This window comes from Deferrisoma camini S3R1 (genome assembly GCF_000526155.1).
In the GTDB taxonomy this organism is placed as follows: Bacteria; Desulfobacterota; Deferrisomatia; order Deferrisomatales; family Deferrisomataceae; genus Deferrisoma; species Deferrisoma camini.
Genome location: NZ_JAFN01000001.1, coordinates 698,872 through 718,587 on the forward strand (window position 1 = coordinate 698,872; position 19,716 = coordinate 718,587).

The 19,716-nt window shown below is 68.6% G+C and carries 17 protein-coding genes; 16 read left to right on the forward strand and 1 reads right to left on the reverse strand.

From position 1 onward, the window contains the following. The first annotated feature begins 72 nt into the window (after positions 1 to 72). From DEFCA_RS0102980 to DEFCA_RS0103045, 14 genes are all read left to right on the forward strand, one after another. A complete protein-coding gene (locus DEFCA_RS0102980) occupies positions 73 to 309 on the forward strand; it encodes a hypothetical protein (protein ID WP_025321557.1) in 237 nt (78 codons plus the stop codon). Then, a complete protein-coding gene (locus DEFCA_RS23960; protein WP_025321558.1) occupies positions 310 to 3,579 on the forward strand; it encodes an ATP-binding protein in 3,270 nt (1,089 codons plus the stop codon). A 1-nt stretch (position 3,580) separates the two neighbouring features. Then, positions 3,581 to 3,997 (forward strand): response regulator, encoded by a 417-nt coding sequence (locus tag DEFCA_RS0102990; RefSeq protein ID WP_025321559.1) that lies wholly within the window; start codon positions 3,581 to 3,583, stop codon positions 3,995 to 3,997. Further along, on the forward strand, positions 3,994 to 5,064 hold the full coding sequence (locus DEFCA_RS23965) for an ATP-binding response regulator (protein WP_025321560.1): 1,071 nt from the start codon (positions 3,994 to 3,996) through the stop codon (positions 5,062 to 5,064). The genes DEFCA_RS0102990 and DEFCA_RS23965 overlap by 4 nt, the downstream gene beginning before the upstream one ends. Before the next feature lie 14 nt (positions 5,065 to 5,078). Continuing rightward, positions 5,079 to 5,990 carry a site-specific tyrosine recombinase XerD gene (gene xerD / locus DEFCA_RS0103000; protein ID WP_245693419.1) on the forward strand — a complete coding sequence of 304 codons (912 nt, stop codon included), beginning with the start codon at positions 5,079 to 5,081 and terminating at the stop codon, positions 5,988 to 5,990. 338 nt (positions 5,991 to 6,328) lie between these two features. Continuing rightward, the gene (locus DEFCA_RS0103005) at positions 6,329 to 8,986 is read left to right on the forward strand and encodes a CBS domain-containing protein (protein ID WP_025321562.1); all 2,658 of its coding nucleotides are present in this window, start codon (positions 6,329 to 6,331) and stop codon (positions 8,984 to 8,986) included. 364 nt (positions 8,987 to 9,350) lie between these two features. Next, positions 9,351 to 9,794 carry an ACT domain-containing protein gene (locus DEFCA_RS0103010; RefSeq protein ID WP_025321563.1) on the forward strand — a complete coding sequence of 148 codons (444 nt, stop codon included), beginning with the start codon at positions 9,351 to 9,353 and terminating at the stop codon, positions 9,792 to 9,794. A gap of 20 nt (positions 9,795 to 9,814) precedes the next feature. Beyond that, positions 9,815 to 10,765, forward strand: a complete 951-nt coding sequence (locus tag DEFCA_RS0103015) for a ketopantoate reductase family protein (RefSeq protein ID WP_025321564.1) — start codon at positions 9,815 to 9,817, stop codon at positions 10,763 to 10,765. Between the two features lie 156 nt (positions 10,766 to 10,921). Beyond that, positions 10,922 to 11,368: a DMT family transporter gene (locus DEFCA_RS0103020; protein WP_025321565.1), complete on the forward strand. Its 447-nt coding sequence runs from the start codon at positions 10,922 to 10,924 to the stop codon at positions 11,366 to 11,368. Between the two features lie 155 nt (positions 11,369 to 11,523). Beyond that, on the forward strand, positions 11,524 to 11,745 hold the full coding sequence (locus tag DEFCA_RS19030) for a hypothetical protein (RefSeq protein ID WP_025321566.1): 222 nt from the start codon (positions 11,524 to 11,526) through the stop codon (positions 11,743 to 11,745). A 372-nt stretch (positions 11,746 to 12,117) separates the two neighbouring features. Further along, complete coding sequence (locus DEFCA_RS0103030) at positions 12,118 to 13,779, forward strand: peptide-binding protein (RefSeq protein ID WP_029733467.1); 1,662 nt, start codon at positions 12,118 to 12,120, stop codon at positions 13,777 to 13,779. Positions 13,780 to 13,782: 3 nt separating this feature from the next. Further along, positions 13,783 to 14,763, forward strand: coding sequence for an ABC transporter permease (locus tag DEFCA_RS0103035; protein WP_025321568.1), 981 nt, complete (start codon positions 13,783 to 13,785; stop codon positions 14,761 to 14,763). A 213-nt stretch (positions 14,764 to 14,976) separates the two neighbouring features. Continuing rightward, complete coding sequence (locus DEFCA_RS0103040) at positions 14,977 to 15,654, forward strand: GspE/PulE/PilB domain-containing protein (RefSeq protein ID WP_025321569.1); 678 nt, start codon at positions 14,977 to 14,979, stop codon at positions 15,652 to 15,654. Then, positions 15,651 to 16,508: an ABC transporter permease gene (locus DEFCA_RS0103045; RefSeq protein WP_025321570.1), complete on the forward strand. Its 858-nt coding sequence runs from the start codon at positions 15,651 to 15,653 to the stop codon at positions 16,506 to 16,508. The genes DEFCA_RS0103040 and DEFCA_RS0103045 overlap by 4 nt, the downstream gene beginning before the upstream one ends. 64 nt (positions 16,509 to 16,572) lie before the next feature. On the opposite strand, the gene DEFCA_RS0103050 is transcribed toward DEFCA_RS0103045, so the two are convergent. After that, entirely contained in the window at positions 16,573 to 17,526 is a 954-nt protein-coding gene (locus DEFCA_RS0103050; protein ID WP_025321571.1) for an IS110 family RNA-guided transposase, read from the reverse strand. Positions 17,527 to 17,725: 199 nt separating this feature from the next. Between DEFCA_RS0103050 and DEFCA_RS24625 the strand changes: the two genes are divergently transcribed. Then, entirely contained in the window at positions 17,726 to 18,511 is a 786-nt protein-coding gene (locus tag DEFCA_RS24625; RefSeq protein WP_084318716.1) for an IS630 family transposase, read from the forward strand. After that, entirely contained in the window at positions 18,394 to 19,536 is a 1,143-nt protein-coding gene (locus tag DEFCA_RS0103055; protein WP_245693526.1) for an IS4 family transposase, read from the forward strand. The genes DEFCA_RS24625 and DEFCA_RS0103055 overlap by 118 nt, the downstream gene beginning before the upstream one ends. The last annotated feature ends 180 nt before the right edge of the window (positions 19,537 to 19,716 follow it).

The following is a 19,716-nucleotide window of genomic DNA, read 5'->3' on the forward strand; positions in this document are numbered from 1 at the left end:
CCTAGCCGCCTGGCAGCCCAGCCGCCCAGCGGGCCGAAGGCCCCAGACCGAGATCACCGCAAAGGGGGAGACATGAAGGGAGGATGGAGTGCGGCCCACCTGCGCCAGTGGTGGTGGATCGCGTTCGTGCTCGGCGCCCTCATGATCAACTTCCCGTTCCTGCGCATCTTCGACCGGGAGGTGACGGTGGGGGGGTGGCCGCTTCTGTTCCTGTACCTGATGGGGGGGTGGGCCGTGAGCATCGCCGCCATCGCCGGCTACGCCCTGCTGCTGCGCCGGGTGGAGCCCCCCGGGGAGGAGGAGAAGTAGATGCCCCTCACCTGGGGGTGGGTGGCCGCGGTGGCCTTCGCCTATCTCCTGCTCCTGTTCGGCGTGGCCTATTGGGCCGAGCGCCGGAAGGACCGGGGCCGGAGCATCATCGCCAACCCCCTGGTGTACGCCCTGTCCACGGCCGTGTTCTGCACGTCGTGGACCTTCTACGGCAGCGTGGGCCGGGCCACCGTCAGCGGGTTCCAGTTCCTCGCCGTGTACCTCGGCCCCACCCTGATCGCGTTCTCCTGGTGGACCCTCCTGCGCAAGTGGGTCCGGGTGGCCCGCGACAACCACATCACCTCCCTGTCGGACCTGGTGGCCTCCCGGTACGGCAAGAGCGGGTGGCTGGGCGCCCTGGTCACCGTGATGATCCTGGTGGGGAACACCCCCTACATCGGGCTGCAGCTCAAGGCGATCTCCAGCACCTTCGAGATCCTTACCCAGGTGTCCCGCGAGGCCCCGTTCCGGGTGGTGGGCCACCCCGAGTCGTTCCTGGAGGACACCGCCTTTGCCGTGGCCCTGGTGCTCGGGGTGTTCGGGGGCATGTTCGGGGCCCGCCGCCTTGATCCCTCGGAGCGGCACGAGGGAATGGTGGCGGCCGTGGCCCTGGAGAGCGTGGTGAAGCTGGTGGCCCTGCTGTTGGTCGGGGCGTTCGTCACCTGGGGGCTGTTCGGCGGGTTCCGGGACATCTTCGCCCGGATCTCCGAGCACGAGTTCTTCGCCCACCTGCTGACCCTGGGGGCGGCGCCGGCCCGGTCCTACGCCACCTGGTTCACCCTGCTCGTTCTGTCGGCGTGCTCCGTGATGCTGCTGCCCCGCCAGTTCCACGTGATGGTGGTGGAGAACTGCAGCGAGGAGCACATCCGCCACGCCATGTGGATGTTCCCCCTGTACCTGTTCCTGATCAACCTGTTCGTGGCCCCCATCGCCTTCGGAGGGCTCCTGCTGTTCCAGAGCCCCACCCTGGCCGACACCTTCGTGCTGCGCATCCCCCTGCGTACCGGCCACAACCTCCTGGCCCTGGTGGCGTTCCTGGGCGGCCTGTCTGCGGCCACGGGCATGGTGGTGGTGTCGTCGGTGGCCATCTCCACCATGGTCCTGAACAACCTGGTCGTGCCGGTGCTGATCCGGCTCGGCTGGCCCCGCCGCCCCGCGCCCCTGCTGCTCCACTGCAAGCGGGCCATCATCGTGGGGGTGATCCTGCTGGGCTACGCATACTACCGGCTGCTGGGCGAGCGGTTCATGCTGGTGGACATCGGCCTGCTCTCGTTCGCGGCCGCGGCACAGCTGGCCCCGGCCGTGCTGGGGGGGTTGTACTGGCGCCAGGCCACGGCCCGGGGGGCCGCGGCCGGGCTCCTGGCCGGGTTCGGGGCGTGGGTGTACTTCTTTCTGACCCCGTCCCTGGCCCGGGCGGGGTGGATTCCGGTCTCCGTGCTGATCGAGGGGCCCGCAGGGATCCGGCTGCTGCGGCCCGACGCGTTCCTGGGGCTGGAGGGCCTCGACCTGTGGAGCCACGGGTTGTTCTGGTCGATGTTGTTCAACGCCGTGGCGTTCCTGGCCGTGAGCCTCCTGACCCGGCCGTCCCAGGCGGAGCTGGAGCAGATCCCCAAGTTCGTGGACGCCATGCGCCCCTCCCCCCGGGTCCGTCTGGACCTCCGGATGGCCCGGGCCCCGTCCGTGGGGGAGTTCGAGGAGCTCCTGGCCAAGTTCCTGGGGCCCGAGAAGGCCCGGCAGCGCCTGGCCGAGTTCCTGGGTGGACCCGGCTACGACCCCCGGGCCGTGCTGTCCGACGACCGCATGCTCGAGCTCCAGGCCCACGTGGAGCGGACCCTGGCCGGGGCCCTCGGCCCGGTGGCGGCCAGCCGGGTGGTGCAGCGGTACCTGGACCTGAAGGGCACCACCCTCGAGGAGATCTTCGACGTGTTCGGGGCGGTGTCCCTGAGCCTGGAGGAGAGCCGGGAGGAGATGGAGGCGCGGGTGCGGGAGTTGGCCGTCCTGTTCGAGGCCTCGAAGCGCGTGGCGGCCACCCTGGACGAGGACGAGGCGATCCGCGCGGTGCTCGACCTGGTGGGCGCCGAGTTCGGCATGGATTGCCGGGCCGTGTTCGTGGTCCGCGGGGGCAGGCTGGAGCCGGCCCAGGCCCACGGGTTTCGGCCTTCCTACCTGGAGGCGATGTCCATGGGGCCGGTGCGCCCCTCGTACGTGGTGCAGGCCATGGCCGACCGGCGCACGGTGTTTCTGTCGGACGCGGGCCTGAGCCCCCGGCCGGTGCCCCTGGAGGTGCTGGAGAACCCGAGGCTGCTCTCCCTGATCGCCACCCCCATCGTGCACGAGAACCAGGTCCTGGGCATCCTGGCGGCCGGCAGCAGCCAGCGCAAGGGGTACTTCTCCGAGAAGTTCGTGGAGGCGTTCGAGGCCCTGGCCACCGAGCTGGCCCTGGCCCTGGCCAACGCCCGCCTGTACCGGGAGATCCGGGAGCTCAACCGGACCCTGGAGCAGAAGGTCCGGGAGCGGACCCGGGAGCTGGAGGAGGCGAACCGCAACCTCCAGGAGCTCGACCGGCTCAAGAGCGAGTTCCTCGCGAACATGAGCCACGAGCTGCGCACGCCCATGAACTCGATCCTGGGCTACACCCAGCTCGTGCTCGACGGCGTGGACGGCCCCCTGACGCCGGAGCAGCGGCAGAGCCTGGAACGGGTGGAGAAGAACGCCACCCACCTGCTGAAGCTGATCAACGACATCCTCGACCTGTCCAAGATCGAGGCCGGTCGCATGGAGCTGGACCTCCACGAGTTCGATCTCAAGGCCCTGGCGGACGAGGTGGCCGGAGACCTCTGGACCATGGCCGAGGCCAAAGGGCTGTCCCTGACGGTGGAGGCGGAGGAGGGGGATCTGCGGGTGCGCGCCGATCCCAACAAGGTGCGGGAAGTGTTGAACAACCTTGTGAACAATGCTATCAAGTTCACGGACCGGGGAGGGGTGGTCGTGCGGGTGCGGTCCGACGACCGAGGCCGGCCCGGTGTGGCCGTGGAGGTGGAGGACACCGGCATCGGCATCCCCGAGGACAGCCTGGGGATCATCTTCGAGGCGTTCAAACAGCTCGACGGCTCCACCACCCGGGCCTACAGCGGCACCGGGCTGGGGTTGAGCATCGCGAAGCGGCTGATGGAGCTGCACGGGGGGGAGATCACGGTCACGAGCCGGGTGGGCGAGGGCAGCCGGTTCACGGTGTGGCTGCCCCGTGAGGGCCCGGAAAGGAAGGCATGAGGTGGCGCCGCGGATCCTGGTGGTGGAAGACAACGTGGACAACCGGGAGCTCCTGGTGAAGGTCTTGGTGCGGCAGGGGTACCGGGTGACCGAGGCAGCGTCTGGCGAGGAGGCCCTCGACATGGCGGCCCGGGAGCGGCCGGACCTGGTGCTGATGGACATCAACCTGAGCGGCATGGACGGCCTGGAGGCGACCCGTCGGCTCAAGGCCGACCCCCGGATGGGCGGGGTTCCGGTGGTGGCGATCACGGCCTACGCCATGGTGGGGGATCGGGAGCGGGCCCTGGAGGCCGGATGCGACGGGTACATCCCCAAGCCGGTGGACGTGCGGGCCCTGCCGGACCACGTGGCCCGGTTCCTTCGGCAGGGACGGGACGAGGACCCCCGGCCCCCAACCTCTCGAGGGAGCCCACCGTGACCACGGCGCCGAAGATCCTGGTGGTGGACGACAACATCGACAACGTCGAACTCCTCGTGAAGCGCCTGCGGGCGGCGGGGTATCGAACCTGCGAGGCCTACGACGGCGAGGAGGCCCTGGAGAAGGTGGCCGCCGAGGACCCGGACCTGGTGATCCTCGACGTGATGATGCCCAAGCTCGACGGCTACGCCGTGTGCGAGCGGCTCAAACGGAACGAGGCCACCCGGATGATCCCGGTGCTCATGCTCACGGCCAAGCGGGAGGTGCCCGACAAGATCCGGGGCCTGGACATCGGGGCCGACGACTACATCACCAAGCCGTTCAACCCCCAGGAGCTGATGGCCCGGGTGAAGAGCCTGCTCCAGCGCCGGTTCACCGAGGAGCGGCGGTTCACCGAGGAGCGGCTGGACGCCCTGGGGCAGATGGCCGAGGGGGTGGCCCACGAGGTGCGCAACCCCATGGTGGCCATCGGGGGGTTCGCGCGCCGCATCCGCGACAAGCTCCCCGAGGACAGCCCGCTGCGGGACTACGCGGAGCGGATCCTTCACGAGGTCCACCGGCTCGAGTCCATGGTGGAGGACATCGTCCGGTTCAAGACCCTGATGATCTCCCCCTACCAGGAGGTGGATCTTCGGAGCCTGGCCGAAGAGGTGCTGCGCGAGGCCGAGCCCGAAGCCCGGGAGGCGGGGCTGGAGCTGGTGCGCGCCTTCGAGCCGGTGCCGGCCGTGGAGGCGGATCCCCCCAACCTCCGGCTGGCCCTGGCCAACCTGATCGAGAACGCCATCGAGGCCACCGACGCGGGCGGCACCATCACGGTGGAGACCGCGGACCTGGGCGACAAGGTGCGGGTCACGGTGCGCGACACCGGCCGGGGCATTCCGAGGGACCAGGTGGCCAACGTGTTCGACCCGTTCTACACCACCAAGACCGCGGGCGCCGGCATGGGGCTCACCATGGTGCACCGGATCGTGTCCCGCCACGGGGGAACCGTGGAGATCGAGAGCCGGGTGGGCAAGGGTACCGCGGTCCACCTGTTGCTGCCCTGCCGCCATCCGGGCGGGGCCTGAGCCGGGAGGGGGCCTTGGCCGATCGGACCGGCCCCACGGTGTGGCTCGACGCGTTCCTCGATCACCTGGCGGTGGAGAAGGGGCTGAGCCCCCGCACGGTGGAGGCCTACGCCCGGGACCTGGCACGGTTCCAGACCTTTTTGGAAACCCTGGGGCAGGACCTGACGGGGGCGACCGGCACGGACGTGGTCGGGTTTCTGCGGGCTGAGAAGCGCCGGGGTGTTTCGGGCCGCACCCTGGCCCGCAGGGTCTCGGCCCTGCGGGGGTTCTTTCGGTTCCTGTGCCGGGAGGGGGCGGTGTCCCGGGACCCCACCGCCCGCCTGGCCTCGCCCAAGGCCTGGAAGACCCTGCCCCACACCCTGTCCCCCGAAGACGCCGCAGCCCTGGTCGAAGGCCCCCGGGGGGAGGACCCGCTGGCCCTGCGCGATCGGGCCATCCTCGAGCTCCTGTACGGCTCGGGCCTGCGGGTCTCCGAACTGTGCGACCTGACCCTGGGGTTCGTGGACCTGTCCATGGGCTACGTGCGGGTGGTGGGCAAGGGCAGCAAGGAACGGGTGGTGCCGCTGGGGGAGCGGGCGGCCGAGGCCCTGCGGGCGTACCTGGACCGGGGAAGGCCGCGGCTCCTCAGGGGGCGGAAGCGGTGCGACGCCGTGTTCGTGAGCCGGCTGGGAAGACGCATGTCCCGCCAGTCGGTGTGGAACCTGGTCAAGAAGCGGTGCCTGGAGGCGGGGGTCCCCCCGAGCACCAGCCCCCACACCCTGCGCCACTCGTTTGCCACCCACCTGCTGGAAGGGGGCGCGGATCTGCGGAGCGTGCAGATGATGCTCGGCCACGCCGACCTCGCCACCACCCAGGTGTACACCCACGTCACCCGTCGCCGCCTGGCCGAGCTGGTGCGCCGGCATCACCCCCGGAGCCGAAGATAGAAATGCCCCCCCAGGGCTGGGGGGATTCCAGTACCAAGTTGCATTCAAAGCTATCGGCCCCCTGCACAGAGGGGCAAGGGAGCTGCCGGAGAGCCGGGCGCGGCCCCTTGGCTCGCCGCGCAGCGCCTCCGGCGTCTGGACTGCGAAAGGGTGCGGATTCCAACGGATTGCCATGAAGCCAGCTCCCCCGCCCCGTGCCTGCGCGGCGAATCTCAATGCCTGGCTTCGCGCCCGGCCGGAGGCAGGTCCCTTGCCCCGCCCCCGGATGCGTATCCGATGGATGGCAACTTGGTACTAGCTCCCCAGCCTCCCAGCCGAAGTCAGCGGAGACCGCCCGCGTGGACCTGATCACCACCCACATCAACTCCGACTTCGACAGCCTGGGCGCCATGGTGGCCGCCAAGAAGCTCTACCCGGAGGCGGTCGTGGCGTTTCCGGGCAGCCAGGAGCGCAGCCTGCGCCAGTTCCTGGTGGAGAGCGCCCTGTACGCGGTGGACGTGCGCCGGGCCCGGTCCGTGGACCTGGACGCGGTGGACCGGCTCGTGCTGGTGGACGTGTCCCACCCGGACCGGATCGGCCGGTTCGGTGAGCTGCTGGGCCGGCCCGGTCTCGAGGTCCACGTGTACGACCACCACCCCATGTCGGACGAGACCGTGGAGGCCCGGGTCCGCCGCATCGAGCCGGTGGGAGCGGCCACCACGCTCCTGGTGGAGATCCTCCGGGAGCGGCGGATCCCGGTGACCCCGGAGGAGGCCACGGTCATGCTCCTGGGGATCTACGAGGACACCGGGGGGCTGGTGTTCGCCACCACGACCCCCCGGGATCTGGAGGCGGCCGCGTACCTGCTGGGGCAGGGGGGCGACCTCAATGTGGTCTCGTCGTTCCTGACCCCGGAGCTCACCCTGGAGCAGGTGCGGCTGCTGGAGGAGCTGCTGCGCAACCAGGTGACCCACCGGATCTACGGGGTGGAGGTCACGGTGACCGAGGCGAGCGCCGACCACTACGTGGGGGATCTGGCGTTCCTGGTCCACAAGATTCGGGACATGGAGAACCTCGACGTGGTGGTGGCGGCCGTGCGCCTGGGCGACCAGGTCCAGGTGGTGGCCCGGAGCCGGATCCCGGCCCAGGTGGACGTGGGGGCCCTGGCCCGGGCCCTGGGAGGGGGCGGCCACCCCGAGGCCGCGTCCGCCTCGGTGCGGGACGAGACCCTGATCCAGGTGCGGGAGCGGATCCTGGGGCTTCTGCCCCAGGTGGTGCGGCCCCCGGTCATGGCCCGCGACATCGCCACCGCGCCGGTGAAGTTCGTGCGGCCCGGCACGCCCCTCGTCCGGGTGCAGGAGGCGCTCAACCGCTACCACCTGAACGCCATGCCGGTGGTGGGAGACGACGGCCGGGTGCTGGGCGTGGTCACCCGGATGATCGTGGAGAGAGCCCTGAGCCACGGCCTGGGAGAGGCGGTGGTGGACGACTACATGACCACCGACGTGGAGGCCGTGGGGCCGGAGGCGCCCCTCGACGAGGTGCGGCGGCTGGTGGTGCGTGAGAACCACCGGCTGGTTCCGGTGGTGGATCGGGGCGCCCTGGTGGGGGTGGTGACCCGGACGGACCTGCTCCGGGCCCTGGGACGGGAGTGGGGGCCGACCGAGGCTCCGGGCGGGCCGCCCCAGGAGCGCGACGTCTCCCGGCTGCTCCGGGAGCGGCTGCCCTCCGGCGTGGTGGAGCGGCTCCGGGAGTTCGGCGCCCTGGCCCGCCAGCAGGGCATGGAGGCCTACCTGGTGGGCGGCGGCGTGCGGGACCTGCTGCTGCGACGGTCCGTGGAGGACCTGGACCTGGTGGTCGAGGGGGACGGCATCGCCCTGGCCCAGGAGGCCGGCCGTCGGTGGGGGGCGCGGGTCCGCCCCCACCGGCCGTTCGGAACGGCGAAGATCCGGTGCCCCGACGGCGTCCGGATCGACGTGGCCACGGCCCGCACCGAGTACTACCCCCGGCCGGGGGCCCTGCCCACGGTGGAGTGGTCGAGCCTGAAGCTCGACCTCTACCGCCGGGACTTCACCATCAACACCTTGGCGGTGAGCTTGAGCCCGGACCGGTTCGGTCAGGTGGTGGACTTCTTCGGGGGGCTCCGGGATCTCAAGGAGGGCACGGTCCGGGTGCTCCACAACCTCTCGTTCGTCGAGGACCCCACCCGGATGCTCCGGGCCCTGCGGTTCCGGCTCCGGTTCGGCTTCCGGCTAGGCCGCCAGACCGAGAAGCTCCTGCGCACCGCGGTGCGCCAGGGGTTCATGGCCGAGGCCCGGGGGAAGCGGCTGTTCCATGAGTGGATGGCCCTGCTGCGGGAGGGGGAGGGGGCCGAGGCCGTGGCCCTGGCCGACGAGCACGGGGTGCTGTCGGCCCTGATTCCGGGGGTGCGGTACGCGGGCAGGGTGGAGGAGCTGGTGGAGCGGGTCCGGGGCGTGCTGACCTGGTTCCGGCTGCTGTACCGCGACACCGCCCTGGAGGACTGGCGGGTGTACCAGCTGGCCCTGCTGGACCCCCTCAAGGAGGACGAGGTGCGCGCCTGGGTGCGGGAGCTGGGGGTGGAGCAGGGTGTGGGCCGATGGTTGGTCGAGGCGCTCGGATCGGCGTACCGGGCCCTGGGCGAGCTTCGCCGCGCCCTGGATGCCCGGGGCGAGCGGGTGCCCGACAGCCGGGTGTACGAGATCCTGCACCCCTGCGGGGACGAGACCCGGCTGTTCATGATGGCCAAGACCCAGGACGAGCGCAAACGCCGGCTGATCAGCCGGTACTACACCCGCCTGGCGGACGTGCGGCCGGCGCTGCGGGGCCGGGACCTCCAGCGGATGGGCATCCCGCCGGGGCCCGCCTACCGGCAGCTCCTGGAGGGGCTTCTGCGGGCCCGGCTGGACGGGGAGGTCCGCACCCGGGCCGACGAGGAGGAGTGGGTTCGCCGGCGGTGGGCCGACCGAAAGGAGCCCCCCGCCGGGGCCGGATCTTGACGGCGGCCGATCCAATCGATAGGGTAGCTGTTATCAACCGATCGTCCGGTTGGCGCCGCGGCCACGTCCTCCGGGCCCCACGGGTAAGAGCGACCTCCTGGTCGCGATCGTGACGGGGGCGGGCCATTGCGGGCGGCGGGGCATGGGGTTCAGGAGTCAGAATTCAGGGGACAGAGGTCAGAATGCAGAAGTGGGGGTAGAGTCTAAAAACTGAACTCTGCCCCCTGATACGGCCGCACGCGCCTCTCCACCGGACCCCATGCCCACTGAGGCCTTGATGGTGGCTCAGGAGCCGCCTAGCTGCCTAGCGGCCTAGCCGCCCAGCGGGCCGAAGGCCCGAAGCCACTGGGAAAGGAGGAGGACCATGCCCAAACTGAAGCAGATCTCGGTGTTCCTGGAGAACTCGCCCGGACGGCTCTACGCGGTGACCAAGGCGTTGGGGGACGCCGGCATCAACCTGCGGGCCCTCAGCCTGGTGGACACGGCCGGGTTCGGGGTGCTCCGGCTGCTGGTGTCCGACGTGGCCAAGGCCCGCCGGGTGGTCATGGGGCTCCACCTGCCGGCCCGGATCGACGAGGTGGTCGCGGTGGAGATCCCCGACCGGCCCGGAAGCCTGGCCGCGGTGCTGGAGCCGGTGAACCAGGCCGGCATCAACGTGGAGTACATGTACGCCTTCACCGGCTTCTCCTCGGATAAAGCGGTGATGGTGTTCCGGTTCAGCGACAACGACCAGGCGATCCGGGTGCTGGGGGAGCAGGGCGTTCGGGTGTTGGACGCCCAGGCCTTCGGCATGCTCGAAAGCGCGTGAGTCGCGGAAAGGAGGCAGCGATGGGAGGCTCGTCGGACTTTACCCCCAGCCGGTTCGCGGTCATCGGGGCCGGCCCCGTGGGATGCGTGGTGGCGGCCCACCTGGCGTCGGCCGGCCACGAGGTGACCCTGTGCGACATCGTGGAGGACCTGCTGCGGCCGGCCCTGGACCCGGGGATCGAGATCGAGGGGGCCGAGACCCTGTCGGCACGGGTGACCCGCACCACCACCCACGTGGACGAGCTGGGCGAGTTCTCGCCCGACGTGATCTTCGTGACCACCAAGGCCACGGCGCTGCCGCTCATTGCCTCGGCCATCCAGGGGTTCCACCGCGAGGGCATCCACGTGGTGAGCTGGCAGAACGGGATCGACACCGAGCTGGTGCTGGCCGAGGCCCTGGGCCGGCCCTGGGTGATGCGGGCCGTGGTGAACTTCGGGGTGGGCCTGGCCGGCCCCGGCCGGGTCCACATGGCCTTCCACCATCCCCCCCACTACGTGCAGGAGCTCGACCCGGCCGGCAAGCCGGCCGCCCAGGCCGTGGCCGAGGTCCTCACCGGCGCCGGCCTCGCCACCCAGCACACCGACCAGCTGGTGAACATGGTCTGGCGTAAGACCATCATGAACGCCTCCATGAACCCGGTGTGCGCCCTGACCGGCATGACGATGGCCCAGGCCATGAAGGACCCGTTCGTGGCCGGCATCGTGGACCAGCTGGTCAAGGAGGGGGTGCAGGTGGCCCGGGCCAACGAGATCTCCCTGGGTTGGGACTACTACCGTTACTGCATGGACTACCTGGGCACGGCCGGCGACCACAAGCCCTCCATGCTGATGGACGTGGAGGCCAAGCGCCGCACCGAGATCGACTACATCAACGGCAAGATCGTGGAGTACGGGGAACGGGCCGGGGTGCCCACCCCTTACAACCGCATGGTGCAGGCCCTGGTCAAGGGACGGGAGGAGACCCTGCGCTGAACCGGCCCGCCCCCGGCGGCCGCTCGTCCGGCCCCGCCCCGTCGCCCCGGGGCGGGGCCGGTTTTGTCTGGGCGCCGACGTCTTGCGCGACGGCCGGAGAATGGTCGATGATGAGGGCCCCTTGGATGTTCCGGCCCGGCAGAACCGAGGTGACCGATGCCGCGATTCGTGCTCGCCCTGTGGATGGCCCTGGTGGGAGGGCTCTCCGCCCTGCAGCCGTCGGTGAACGCCCGGCTCGCCGACCGGGTCGGCGGGTTCCTGCCCAGCGCCCTGGTGTCGTTCTCGGTGGGCACCGCAGCGCTGTTGGTGATCGTGGCGGCGTCGGGCCGGCTGCCCAGGCTGTCGGGGGTGGGTGGGGCCCCGTGGTGGGAGCTGACCGGCGGGCTGATCGGAGCGGTGTACGTGGCCAGCACGATCCTGGTGTTCCCCCGCCTGGGCACGGCCGCGGGCATGGCCTCGGTGATCGCGGCCCAGCTGGTGGCCGGGCTGCTGCTGGACCGGGTGGGCGCGTTCGGGTTCGAGCGGATCCCCCTGGGGCCGGCCCGGGTGGCGGGCGTGGCCTTCCTGATCCTCGGGGCCGTGCTGGTGCTCCGGCGGGGGTGAGAGGGGGGGACTGTGGCGCCGTTGAAGCAGCCCTACTTGCTTGGGTCCTGAGAGACGAGAGAGGCTTTTCGCTTTCTAGCCTCCCAGCCTTCTAGCTTTCCAGCGGGCCAAAGGCCCATAGCGGGCCGGAGGCCCGAAGTGACGGGAGGCTCATCGTGGGACATCGCGTGACCGTGTTCAAGCCGTACCCCTTGACCCCGGGGCAGAAGATCCGGATCGAAGGGGGGCCTCGGTCGGGAGACTGGGAGGTCGTGGAGGTGGGCGACCGCACGATGAGGCTCCGCTGCCCGGTGTCGGGCCGGGAGGTGGAGTGGGACCGGTTCGCCTGCTTCGTGGAGGAGCGCCCCGACGCCGAGTGGCCAAGCCGCGAGGGGTGAGGCTCCGGCCTTGACGCACAGGGGGTCCCCGGGTGACCCTTCGGGCTTTTTGGGCCCGAAGCCGGGCGTTGGGACGTGACATGCCGTTAGTGGTGTTGCCGCCGCGTCACCCGTCACCCGTGACCCGTCACGGAAGTACTGCCGTGAATCGTAAATCGTGAATCGTTGGGACGCTTCGCGTTTGGGGCGCGCGGCGGGCCCAAAGGCCTGCATCGGTAGGATCCTGCTCCTGCAGGCGATCCCGGGCCGGAGGCCCGGCCGGACCGGGATCGCTCCCTCGGCCCCAACGACAAACGACCCACGACCTACGACGAACGGCCCTTAAGCCTTCTAGCCCCTGTCCCCAGCGGGCGGAATCCGTGGGAGACGATCGTGAAGAGGATCTGGCTCGTTGTGCTGCTCGCGGCCCTGGCGGCCTGCACCAAGGGGGGAGAGCCCGAAAAGGCCCAGGCCTCGAAGGAGACCGAAGCCCAGGTGGATCTCTCGCCCGCCTACGGCGACACCTTCGTGGACGCCTCGATCGGGGACGCGTCCACCCTGCTCCCCATCCTGGCCACGGACTCCGCGTCCCACTCGGTGGCGGGGCTGATCTACAACGGGCTCGTCAAGTACGACGGCGAGTACAACGTGGTGGGGGACCTGGCCGAGTCGTGGGAGGTCAGCGACGACAACCTGACGATCACCTTCCATCTGAGAAAGGGGGTGCGGTTCCACGACGGGGCGCCGCTCACGGCCCGGGACGTGGAGTTCACCTACCGGGTCACCATGGACCCGAACACCCTCACCGCCTACCGGGGAGACTTCGAGCCGGTGGAGTCGGTCGAGGTGGTGGACGACTACACCCTTCGGGTACGGTACAAAGAGCCGTTCGCGCCGGCCCTGATCTCGTGGGGCGCGGCCGTGCTCCCGCGGCACCTGCTCGAGGGCAAGGACATCAACACCTCGGAGCTGGGCCGCAAGCCCGTGGGCACCGGCCCGTTCCGGTTCGTGGAGTGGCTCACCGGCCAGCGGATCGTGCTGGAGCGAAACCCCGACTACTTCGACACCGATCCGGACACCGGCATGCAGTTGCCCTATTTCAGCCGGTACGTGTTCCGGATCATTCCGGATCTGGGGGTCCAGTTCAACGAACTGATGGCCGGCAAGATCGACATGATGGGGCTGAAGCCCCTGCAGTGGACCCGTCAGACCGACAACGAGCGGTTCCGCAGCCAGTACAACAAGTACAAGTACCTGGCCAATGCGTACACCTACTTAGGTTACAACCTCGAAAAGCCGATGTTCCAAGACGTGAGGGTGCGCCGGGCCCTGACCCACGCCATCGACAAGAACGAGATCGTGGAAGGGGTGCTCCAGGGGCTCGGGGTCCCCGCCACCGGTCCGTACAAGCCGGGGACCTGGGTGTACAACCCCGACGTTCCCAAGTACCCCTACGACCCGGACCGGGCCCGCGAGCTCCTGGCCGAGGCGGGGTGGACCGACACCGACGGGGACGGGGTGCTCGACAAGGACGGGAAGCCGTTCCGGTTCACGGTGCTCACCAACCAGGGCAACGACCAGCGGCTCAAGACCGCCGAGATCATCCAACAGCGCCTCAAGGCGGTGGGGATCCAGATCGAGATCCGCGTGCTCGAGTGGGCCGCGTTCATCAACGAGTTCGTGAAACCCGGTAAGTTCGATGCCGTAATCCTGGGGTGGACGATCACCCAGGACCCGGACCTGTACGACGTGTGGCACTCGTCCAAGGCGGTGCCGGGGGGGCTGAACCACACCCACTACCGGAACCCGGAGGTGGACGACCTCCTGGTGCGGGCCCGGAAGACCTTCGACCGGGCCGAGCGCAAGCGGCTCTACGACCGGTTCCAGGAGATCCTGGCCGAGGACCAGCCCTACACGTTCCTATACGTGCCCTACGCGCTGGTGGCCGTGTCGAACCGGGTCCACGGCATCCGGCCGGCCCCGGCCGGCATCACCTACAACTTCGAGCGCTGGTACGTGCCCAAGGCGCTCCAGCGCCATGCGGAGACACCCTGATCCATGCTGGGGTACATCGCGAAGCGGATCGCGTTCATGATCCCGATGCTTTTCGGGATCACCCTGATCTCGTTTCTGCTGATGCACATGGCGCCGGGCTCCCCCACCGAGCTCTACACTGAGCTCAACCCCAAGGTGGGCGCCGAGTTCCGGGAGCGGTTCGAGGCGTACTACGGGCTGGACAAGCCGTTGCCGGTCCAGTACGTGACCTGGCTCGGCCGGGTCGCCCGGCTGGACCTGGGGATCAGCTTCAGCCCGGACAAACGGCCGGTGTGGGACAAGATCCGGGAGCGGTTGCCGATCACCCTGCTGCTGAACCTGTTGAGCCTGGTGCTCATCCTGGCCACGGCCGTGCCCCTGGGGGTGATCTCGGCGGTGCGCAGGGGGTCGCAGTTCGACCGGACCACCACGGTGCTTGTGTTCGCGGGGTTCTCGGTGCCCAGCTTCTGGCTCGCCCTGCTGCTGATGAAGTGGCTGGGGGTGGACCTGGGGTGGTTGCCGATCTCGGGGCTCGAGTCCCTGGGCGCGGCGAATCTTCCACCCCTGGCCCGGTTCTGGGACCGGGTGCAGCACCTGATCCTGCCGGTGTTCGTGTCGGCCGTGGGGGGGCTGGCCGGCATCAGCCGGTACATGCGGGGCTCGATGCTCGAGGTGATCCGTCAGGACTACGTCACCGCGGCCCGGGCCAAGGGGTTGCCCGAGTGGCGGGTGGTCTACGTGCACGCCCTGCGCAACAGCCTGCTGCCCATCGTGACGCTGATGGGGTTCTGGATCCCGGCGCTCATCGGGGGCAGCGTGATCTTCGAGACGATCTTCGCCATCCCGGGCATGGGGCAGCTGTTTTACCAGAGCGTGATGGCCCGCGACTACCCGGTGATCCAGGGCATTCTTCTCCTGGGAAGCGGGCTCACGCTGCTGGGCAACCTGGTGGCCGACGTGGCGTACGCCCTCGTGGACCCGCGGATCCGGTTCGGGAGGACGTAGAAAGCTCCAGCAGGCCCCTGCGGGGCCCTACAACGGGAAGGGTAACTTTGGTTGGTCCGGGGGCCATTGCTGACGGCGGGGCAGGGGGGTCAGGAACCAGATGAATTCTGGCCCCTGAAACCCATGCCCCCCGGCTCCGACGTCGGGGCGGGCTTTCGACCGACAACCAACGACTGACGACCAACGACCGAAGTTGCTGGGAAGGGGACGACGGTGCCTCGACGAAAGCGGCTGGGGGAGATCCTGATGGACGCCGGCCTCATCACCGAGACCCAGCTCCAGGCGGCCCTGAGCAGCCAGAAGACCTGGGGGGGAAAGCTGGGGTCCACCCTGGTGCGCATGGGGTTCGCGAGGGAGGAGGACATCCTCCGGTGCCTGTCGGCCCAGCTGCGGCTGCCCGCCGTGGACTTCCGGAAGGTCCGGATCTCCCCCCGGGCCCTGGCGGCCGTGCCCCTGCGGATCGCCGAGAAGTACCACGTGATGCCGGTGGCCCTGAAGGAGGAGCTGGGCAAGAAGTCCGTGATCCTGGCCATGGCCGATCCCACCAACCTGGACGCGATCAGCGAGATCGAGTTCCAGACCGGGGTGAACGTGCGGCCGGTGGTGGCCACCGAGTCCGGCATCACCCGGGCCATCAACTACTACTACCGCAAGCAGGGCAAGGACCCCGCAGCCCAGGCCCCCCCATCCGAGCGGGTGCCCGTGGGGCCGGCCGGCGGCTCGGAAGGGGAGGAGGAGATGGTGATCCTCCAGAAGGGCGAGGAGCGAAGGGTGGGCTCGCTCGACGGGCTGGACACCGGCGAGCTGCTGAAGGTGCTGATCCGGGTGCTGGAGGCCAAAGGAGTGCTCACCCGGGAGGAACTGGAAGCCGCCCTGCGATCCCAGCGATGACCCAGCCCCCCCACGTAGGCCCCTGGAAGACCCTGTGGCGCCGCCTGCGCCGGAACCGGCAGGCCGTGGCCGGGCTGGCGATCGTGCTGACCCTGGCGGCGGTGGCCGTGCTCCACCCGTGGATCGCGCCGTACGACCCGGCCCAGGTGGACGTCCGCCACATCCTGGAGCCGCCGAGCGTCCGCCACTGGTTCGGCACCGACGAGCTGGGCCGGGACGTGTTCTCCCGCCTGGTGTACGGGGCTCCCATCAGCCTTCTGGTGGGGTTCGTGGCGGTGGGGATCTCGGTGGGCATCGGCACGGTGCTGGGGTGCACGGCCGGCTACTACGGGGGCTGGTGGGACAGCCTCGTGATGCGGTTCGTGGACCTGATGCAGTCCATCCCCACGTTCTTCCTGATCCTCTCGGCCATCGCGTTCCTGAAGCCGTCGATCTGGCTGATCATGGTGATCATCGGTGCCACCGGCTGGATGGGGGTGTGCCGGCTGGTCCGGGCCGAGGTGCTCAGCCTGAAGGGGCGGGAGTTCGTGCTGGCGGCCCGGGTCCAGGGGGCGGGGGACCTGCGCATCCTGTTCTTTCACCTGCTGCCCAACGCCCTGGTGCCGGTGCTGGTGTCGGCCACCCTGGGGATCGCCGGGGCCATCCTGGTAGAGTCGAGCCTGTCGTTCCTGGGATTGGGGGTGCAGCCGCCCCAGCCGTCGTGGGGGAACATGCTGGCCCAGGCCCGGGACAACCTGGCCAGCGGGTGGTGGGTCACCGTGTTCCCGGGCATGGCGATCTTTCTGACGGTGTTGGGTTACAATCTCCTGGGCGAGGGGCTGCGGGACGCCCTGGACCCCAAGATCAACGACTGATACCAAGTTGCATTCAAAGCTATCGGCCCCCTCTGCTCAGAGGGGCAAGCAACTGTGTTGCGTGTCAAGCCGGAACCGCGGCCCGGGGCTGCCAGGGAGTCCTGTCCCGGACGATCGCGTTTAGGATCGTGATAAGTTTGCGCATGCAGGCCGTGAGCGCGACTTTGGGCTTCTTCCCTGCGGCGAGAAGCCGCTGGTAAAACTGCCGAATGTCCGGGTTGTGCCGGATTGCTGACAGGGTGGCCATGTAGAGAACGTGACGCACGCCGCCTCGACCGCCCCAAACACTTCGGCTTCCGCGGTATTGACCGCTATCGCGGCTAAACGGTGCAACCCCTGTGAGACTCGCGATCTGGCGCCGGTCGAGGGTGCCGATCTCTGGTAGTTTGGCAATGACCGTGGCGGACATCACGGGCCCCACCCCGGGGACGGACTGCAGGAGCCTATCGAGTTCTCTCCAGCTCTCGCAGGCGCGAAGGGCCGAACGCAGCTGTTTGTCGAGGCCGTTGCGTTGCGACCGGAGCCATTCGAGATGGGCGCGGATGCCGGGGCGTATGCGCTCCGAGGCGGTGGCCAGCCGGTTGCTCTCGGCTGTGATCATGGCGACGATTTGGCGTCGGCGGTTGACCAAGGCCAGGAGTTCCTGGGTGGCCTCGTCGGGAAGCTGGGTCACGGGGGGCATGATGGCTTCACCGAACAGAGCAAGCACGTCGGCGTCGACGCGGTCGGTTTTGGCGAGGCGTCCGGTGGCTTGGGCGAAGTGTCGACTGTGACGAGGGTTGATGACCGAGGCTGGCAACCCGGCGGCGAGAAGCTCGGCGGTGACGGTGGCTTCGTAGCCGCCGGAGGCTTCGAGGACCACCCGGGTTGGCGCCAGGGCCTTTAGGCGGTTGAGGAGTTCGGCGATACCGTCTTCGGTGTTGGGGACGGACCAACGGGTTCCGTCGGGCCTGACGGCGACGTGGAGGGAATTCTTGGAGACGTCGATACCAACGAAGGTCTTGGGGGTTTTGGCCATGGCTCTCTACCTCCCAACCTTGTGAAATGCGGGCTTGGTGGCCTTAGCAACTGTACGGGATGCGAGAGACCTGGGCGTGGCGACCGCGCTTACCCACGGGCTTGGGGTCCCAAAGGGACGTCGGTCTGCCACGCCCTACCGAGATAACAAAGTTATTAACCCGGTGGCTAAATAGGCGCGATTATGGTACACTGTCGTCATGGACAAAGTCGATGCTCGCAGCATCAGCCGAGAGGCCCAGCAGACCTTACGCCGCCAGGCGATCCGCTTGCGAAAGGCCGGTCGGACCTTCGCAGAGATTGCCGAGATCGTCGGCGTTCATCCTTCCACGGTGCGCAAGTGGTGGAAGATCTATGAACGCGACGGTACCCAAGGAATCCGCCTCAAGAAACGGGGGCGGAAGCCCGGGCAAAAACGAACGTTGAGCCGCGAACTGGAACAGGAACTCCGGCGGCTCATCACCGACAAAACCCCCGAGCAGCTCAAGATGCCCTTTGCCCTGTGGACGCGTCGAAACATCCAGGAGCTGATCCGGCGCCGATGGGGTATCGAGATGCCGGTGCGCACGATCGGGGACTACCTGAAGCGCTGGGGATTCACGCCGCAAAAGCCGTTGCGGCGGTCCTATGAGCAAAACCCTCAGGCGGTCCAGAAGTGGCTGGATGAGGACTACCCCGCCATTGTCGCCCGTGCGAAGCGAGAAAACGCAGAGACTGAACGACCACCGGCTAAAGCCCAATACTGTTCACTTAGTGTGCCTTCGTGCTATTCTTCTCTCGTCTTCCTTACTCATGGAAAGCGAGGTGAAGGATGGCTCGAACTCCAGCAGGGCTTCCCGAAGGCACGCGGATCACGGATTACATCACGCTGGGGGTCATCGCAAAAACGTTCCCCCTGCCCAAGGTGCACGAGGTGCTGCAAGCCACAGGCAAGGCGAGCCAGCGACAGCGCGCCTTACCTGCCCATGTCGTGGTCTACTATGTGATCGCACTGGCGTTGTACATGAGCGTGTCCACACGAGAGGTGCTCCGCTGTTTGCTCGAAGGTCTCCAGTGGCTCATGGGGCCCCGTGAACGCGTTCGCGTTGCCGGAAAATCGGCCATCTCCCAAGCGCGGTCCCGTCTGGGGGCGGAACCGATCGAACGGCTGCACAACGAACTCGTCCGGCCGATCGCCGAAACGGCCACCCGAGGGGCGTGGTACCGGCGCTGGCGGCTGGTCAGCCTGGACGGCAGCACCTTGGATGTGGCCGATACTCAGGAGAACGAACAAGCCTTCGGACGCCCCAAGGCCGCCCGGGGACGGAGCGCCTATCCGCAGATCCGGTTCGTCTCCTTGGTGGAGAACGGAACCCACGTGCTGTTCGGCTCCCGCATGGGTGGATACCACACGAGCGAGGTCGCGTTGGCTCGGCACGTGGTGGAGTCCTTGCGGCCCGGGATGCTGTGTCTGGCCGATCGGTGTTTCTTCTCCTGGCCCTTGTGGACCCAGGCCTGCGCAACCGGAGCCGATCTGCTGTGGCGAGTGAAGGCAAGCGCACGCCTGCCGTGCATCCGCCGTCTGTCCGATGGTTCCTATCTGAGCAAGATCTATCCCAACGCCTATGCTCGCCAAAAGGATCGGGGCGGTGTCATGGTCCGGGTGATCGAGTACACACTGGACGGAGTCCCAGGCGCAGAGGACGTGTACCGGTTGGTGACCACGATCCTCGACCCTGAAGATGCCCCGGCAGAGGAGTTGGCCGCCCTGTACCAGGAACGCTGGGAGATCGAGACTGCACTCGACGAGTTGAAAACGCACCTCCGAGGGGCTCGGATTGTGCTCCGGAGCAAGACCCCGGAGCTCGTCCGACAGGAGTTCTTTGGGTTCCTGATGGCGCATTTTGCGATACGAGGACTCATGCATGAAGCCGCCCGCAAGGGCGATGTGGATCCTGACGAACTTTCCTTCGTTCACACGGTGCGGGTGGTGCGTCGGAGACTGCCCGCTTTCGTCGCCACTCCCCCCTGAGCACAGGGCGGCGTTCCATGCGCAGGTGCTGGAGGAGATTTTGGAAGAGCGAGTGGTGTCCAGTCGTGGTCGACGCAACCCGCGAGCGGTGAAGCGGAAGATGACCCCGTATCCGACTCGGCATCGCCAAACGGTCTCGCCCATGCGACTGCAGCCCATTTGCGAACACGTTCGTATCTT

Bases quoted from the DNA above. Each gene is read 5' to 3' on its own strand.
- DEFCA_RS0102980 (WP_025321557.1), top strand. From the start codon at position 73: ATGAAGGGAGGATGGAGTGCGGCCCACCTGCGCCAGTGGTGGTGGATC.
- DEFCA_RS23960 (WP_025321558.1), top strand. From the start codon at position 310: ATGCCCCTCACCTGGGGGTGGGTGGCCGCGGTGGCCTTCGCCTATCTC.
- DEFCA_RS0103010 (WP_025321563.1), top strand. From the start codon at position 9,351: ATGCCCAAACTGAAGCAGATCTCGGTGTTCCTGGAGAACTCGCCCGGA.
- DEFCA_RS0103015 (WP_025321564.1), top strand. From the start codon at position 9,815: ATGGGAGGCTCGTCGGACTTTACCCCCAGCCGGTTCGCGGTCATCGGG.
- DEFCA_RS0103020 (WP_025321565.1), top strand. From the start codon at position 10,922: ATGCCGCGATTCGTGCTCGCCCTGTGGATGGCCCTGGTGGGAGGGCTC.
- DEFCA_RS0103035 (WP_025321568.1), top strand. From the start codon at position 13,783: ATGCTGGGGTACATCGCGAAGCGGATCGCGTTCATGATCCCGATGCTT.
- DEFCA_RS0103045 (WP_025321570.1), top strand. From the start codon at position 15,651: ATGACCCAGCCCCCCCACGTAGGCCCCTGGAAGACCCTGTGGCGCCGC.
- DEFCA_RS0103050 (WP_025321571.1), bottom strand. From the start codon at position 17,526: ATGGCCAAAACCCCCAAGACCTTCGTTGGTATCGACGTCTCCAAGAAT.
- DEFCA_RS24625 (WP_084318716.1), top strand. From the start codon at position 17,726: ATGGACAAAGTCGATGCTCGCAGCATCAGCCGAGAGGCCCAGCAGACC.